At 65.1% G+C, this 4053-nt stretch carries 5 protein-coding genes; 2 read left to right on the plus strand and 3 right to left on the minus strand.

Annotation, left to right across the window (positions count from 1 at the left end; translation table 11 throughout):
• The coding region (locus EOA27_RS25575; protein WP_145970525.1) for a LysE family translocator at nt 1-560 on the plus strand (560 nt) is incomplete at its 5' end.
• Nucleotides 561-617: 57 nt separating this feature from the next.
• Here EOA27_RS25575 and EOA27_RS25580 read toward each other — a convergent pair.
• The 3 genes from EOA27_RS25580 to EOA27_RS25590 form a co-directional block, all read right to left on the minus strand.
• A complete protein-coding gene (locus tag EOA27_RS25580; protein ID WP_126078208.1) occupies nt 618-1877 on the minus strand; it encodes an RNA polymerase sigma factor in 1260 nt (419 codons plus the stop codon).
• Nucleotides 1874-2278: a YciI family protein gene (locus EOA27_RS25585; RefSeq protein ID WP_126078207.1), complete on the minus strand. Its 405-nt coding sequence runs from the start codon at nt 2276-2278 to the stop codon at nt 1874-1876. Before EOA27_RS25585 ends, EOA27_RS25580 begins: the two co-directional genes overlap by 4 nt.
• Nucleotides 2279-2451: 173 nt before the next feature.
• The gene (locus EOA27_RS25590) at nt 2452-3042 is read right to left on the minus strand and encodes a TetR/AcrR family transcriptional regulator (protein ID WP_126083454.1); all 591 of its coding nucleotides are present in this window, start codon (nt 3040-3042) and stop codon (nt 2452-2454) included.
• 104 nt (nt 3043-3146) lie between these two features.
• On the opposite strand from EOA27_RS25590, the gene EOA27_RS25595 reads away from it, so the two are divergent.
• Nucleotides 3147-3695, plus strand: coding sequence for a DinB family protein (locus tag EOA27_RS25595; protein WP_126078206.1), 549 nt, complete (start codon nt 3147-3149; stop codon nt 3693-3695).
• Nucleotides 3696-4053: the final 358 nt, after the last annotated feature.

Genomic DNA, 4053 nt, shown 5'->3' on the forward strand with positions numbered 1-4053 from the left:
GTCCGGGTCCCGACAATATGACGATCGTCGCCCGCACGATCTCCAGCGGCGCCGCGTCGGGCATCGCCTATGGGGCCGGGACGGTGGTCGGTATCCTCATCTTTCTGGTGCTCGCCACCTTCGGTCTGTCGATCCTCGCCGCCAAGATGGCGGTCGTCATGACTGTGCTTCGCTATGGCGGTGCGGCCTATCTGATCTGGATTGGCATCAGGTTGTGGACCGCCATTCCCGTGGTCCCGGCATCGCAGCCGGTATCGAACCGGCGCGGCTTGCTGGCGACCTTCGCCGCCGGCATCGCGCTCAACCTCGGCAATCCGAAGATGCCGCTGTTCTATGTCGCGTTGCTGCCCAATGTGGTCGGCGCGTCGCTCAACACAGGCGATCTTGGCGTGTTGGTGACGGTGATCCTGATCGTCGAGGCCGTGGTCATCGGCGGACATGTCCTGCTCGCCGGCCGAGCCCGCGGCCTCTTGCGCACACCAGCGATCGTGCGCCGCGTCAACCGCGCCGCCGGTGGCGTGATGATCGGCGCCGGCGTGGCCGTGGTCGCCACGCGCTGAGAGACGCCGGTTCAATGGCAGGCGATAGACAGCTGAGGTAGGCGCTGTCCCGCCGGCCTATCCTGAGTTGGCTTCTCCACGACCAGCCCGCGCAAGCAACAGCGCCCGTTCCCGCTCATTGCCGGCCAACCCGGCGGCGCGGCGGAATTCGGCGCGGGCTTCGTCTATCCGTCCGAGCTTCGCCAGAAGATCGCCGCGCACCGTGGGCAACAAATGCGTATCCTTGAGCCGAGGTTCGTCCCGCAGCGCGTCGGTAATCGCCAACCCTTGCGGCGGTCCGAACGCCATGCCGGCAGCGACCGCCCGGTTGACCTCGACGATGGGCGAGGGCGCTGCAAGCGCAAGCGCCTGGTAGTATGCCGCGATGGCGATCCAGTCGGTGTCGGCCGCGCTCACGGCGCGTGCATGGCAGGCGGCGATCATCGCTTGCAGCTGATAGGGGCCAGGTGTCGGCGTCAGCGCCATCGCGCGGTTCAACCCATCGAGGCCGCGCCGGATCAGCGACCAGTCCCAGCGGCTGCGGTCCTGGTCGAGCAGAAGGACCGGGTTGCCCGCTGCGTCGATGCGGGCGCCAAAGCGCGACGCGCTGAGCTCCATCAGGGCCACCAGGCCGAGCGTCTCGGGCTCCTGCGGCACCAGGGCCGCCAGCAGACGGCCGAGGCGCATGGCCTCGCCGCAGAGATCCGTGCGCAGCCAGTCCGGTCCAGCGGAAGCGACGTAGCCTTCGTTGAAGATCAGGTAGATCACCTCCAGCACGGCGCCGAGGCGCTCGCGCCGCTCCTGCCCGCGCGGCATCTCGAAGGCAATGCCGGCTTCGCGCAGCGTTCTTTTGGCGCGCACGATACGCTGGGCGACGGTCGCCTCCGGCGCCAGGAAGGCGCGTGCGATCTGAGGCGTCGACAGGCCGCCGAGCATCCTGAGCGCAAGCGCCGCGCGCTGTTCGGGCGCCAGCACTGGATGGCAGGCGGTGAAGATCAGCCGCAACAGATCGTCGTCTATGTCCTCGTCCAGCGCCGCCTCGATGTCGGGCATCTCGCGCTCCAGCTCGGCGAGGTCGACGGCCAACTGGCGATGCTTGCCGTCGATCAGCACGGTTCGGCGCAGCCGGTCGAGCGCCCGGTTGGTGGCGACCCGGGTCAGCCAGGCGGCCGGATTGTGTGGAATGCCTTCCCCAGGCCAGCGTTCCAGCGCCAGCACGAAAGCATCCTGCACCACCTCTTCGGCCAGCCCGACATCGCGCAAAAAGCGGGTGAGCCCGGCGGCTAGCTTTGGTTGCTCTATCCGCCAGACCGCTTCGATCGCCGCCGTGGCGATCAACCCTTCAGCTCGCCGAACCCTTCGGCGGCCTTCTGGACGTCCTCGGGAAAATCGTTCATCTCAAAAACGCGCCGGATTTCGATGACGTCGTTTTCTCCGGCCGGACAGCGCCGCGCCCATTCCACGGCTTCCTCGGGCGAGCGCACGTCGATCATCCAATAGCCGCCGAGCACTTCCTTGACCTCCGCGAACGGGCCGTCGGTAACGGTGGGCTTGGCCCCCTTGAAGGAGACCCGTGCGCCCGAGGACGGCGGATGCAGCCCGTCGAGCGCGAGCAGCACGCCGGCGCGCTTTAGCTCTTCATTGTATTTCATCATCGTCGCCACGGCTTCCGCTTCGGGCCTGACGTCGGGAGCCGCGGTCGCGTAGCCGCCGGGGATCATCAGCATCATGAAACGCATCGGTGTGTCGTCCTTCGTTGTTTGGTTGCAATGATACGACGAACGGGGATCGGCGGAATCGACAGGCGATGCGAATTATTTGCCGGCGACCGTGCGAAGCGGCGTAGCGGTACGCGAGCCACCGCAGGCCTCGTCCACTGGCGCCGTCCCCGGCTGCCTTGCCGCCCGACAGGTTAGATAGCCCGGCTACCTGACAGATAGGCCGAGATCAGCTCGACGAGCTGCTTCTGCAGTTCCGGCGCGTCGAGCATGTTGCGCCGTGCCGCGTTGTGGATCACGCCCTCGACCGCCGAGGAGAGCACGCGCGCCATCGTCTCAGTGTCCTTGCGGCGCTTGCGGTACTGCGCGACGGCCGCGGCGTAATGTTCGAGATAGCGCGCCTGGAACGAGGCATGCGCGGCGCGTGAGCCGCGGTCGCCCGGCGCCTCGTCGAGCAGCACCTGGTGCAGCGTCGGATGGATCGAGTGCGCGCCGATCATGCCGCGCACCAGCTCGCGCGCGAATTGCCTGAGCGGCTTCTCCTCCGCCGACGCTTCGCGAATCACCGACAGCACATGATCGAAGTGACGGCGCCGGATCGCTTCGACCAGAGCGAGCTTGTCGGGAAAATACTGATAGAGCGAGCCGATGCTGACGCCCGCGGCCTCGGCCACCTTGTTGGTGGAGAAGCCGGCCCAGCCGAGCTCGCTCAGAACGTGAGCACCGGCTTCGATGATCGCCTCGACGGTGGCGATCGAACGCGCCTGGCGCGGCTGCTTGCGCATGCGCGCGGCCGGCTTTGCAATGCGAGTAGACATGCTGGCCCGTCTCCCGAGAATATGAAGAGGATACTCACATTCATTTCGCCAACGCAAATGGAGCCACGAAGATGAGCGCCAAGACCTTGCTGAAGGGCCTGCTTGCCTATCAGGCCTGGGCGAATGACGAGCTCTTGGAGACGCTTGCCGGATTGGATCCCTCCCGCGGCGCGGCAGAGCGACACGCCGCGATCCGCCTGATGAACCATATCCATGTCGTGTCGCGGATCTTTGCCGCGCATCTGGAGGGCGTGGCCCACGGCTATGCGGGCGACAATGCGCCGGACACGCCCGAGCCGCACGTGCTGCGCGCCAACCTCGTCGAGGTCGATCGCTGGTATCTCGACCATCTCGAAACCATTTCGGAGCAGGCACTTGCCGAGCCGATCGCCTTCACCTTCACCGATGGCGACAAGGGCTGCATGACGAGGCAGGAGATGCTGACCCATGTCGTCCTGCACGGCGGCTATCATCGCGGCGAGGTCGGCCGAATGTTGGCCGGGATCGCGGTCTCGCCGCCCTGGGACACCTACGCCGTGCACCTGCACCGGGTCGAACCGGCGCGCCGCCTGCAGGGCGGACGCAAGCCGGCAGAGATCGCCGGTGGAACTGGAATATGAGCTTTAAGCTCGCTTTCAAACGCGTAAGCTTTGACCGCCTCGCGTGGCCGATTCATCTGTAGATGTTTTCGCTGGACAAGATGAAGCCGGTGTTCAGCGGCTGGTTCTCTATTGTGAGCACTCTGCTCACATTACGATATAAGCTTATGCCGCGAATGGATGGATCATCGGGTGATAGAAGCCACGCGAAAATCTGTGCGCCGGGCCTTCACTTCGAAAGTGACAGATTCGCTCACAATTTTTCGATGAGATGCATCTTCGTGTAACCAAAATTCAATAACTGAAAATCATTGTGTTGCTTCGCTGGCTAGACAGTCGCGAGTCAGATATGCATGAGCATGCCGGGTCACTCACGACC

This window comes from Mesorhizobium sp. M2A.F.Ca.ET.037.01.1.1 (assembly GCF_003998075.1).
GTDB lineage: Bacteria > Pseudomonadota > Alphaproteobacteria > Rhizobiales > Rhizobiaceae > Mesorhizobium.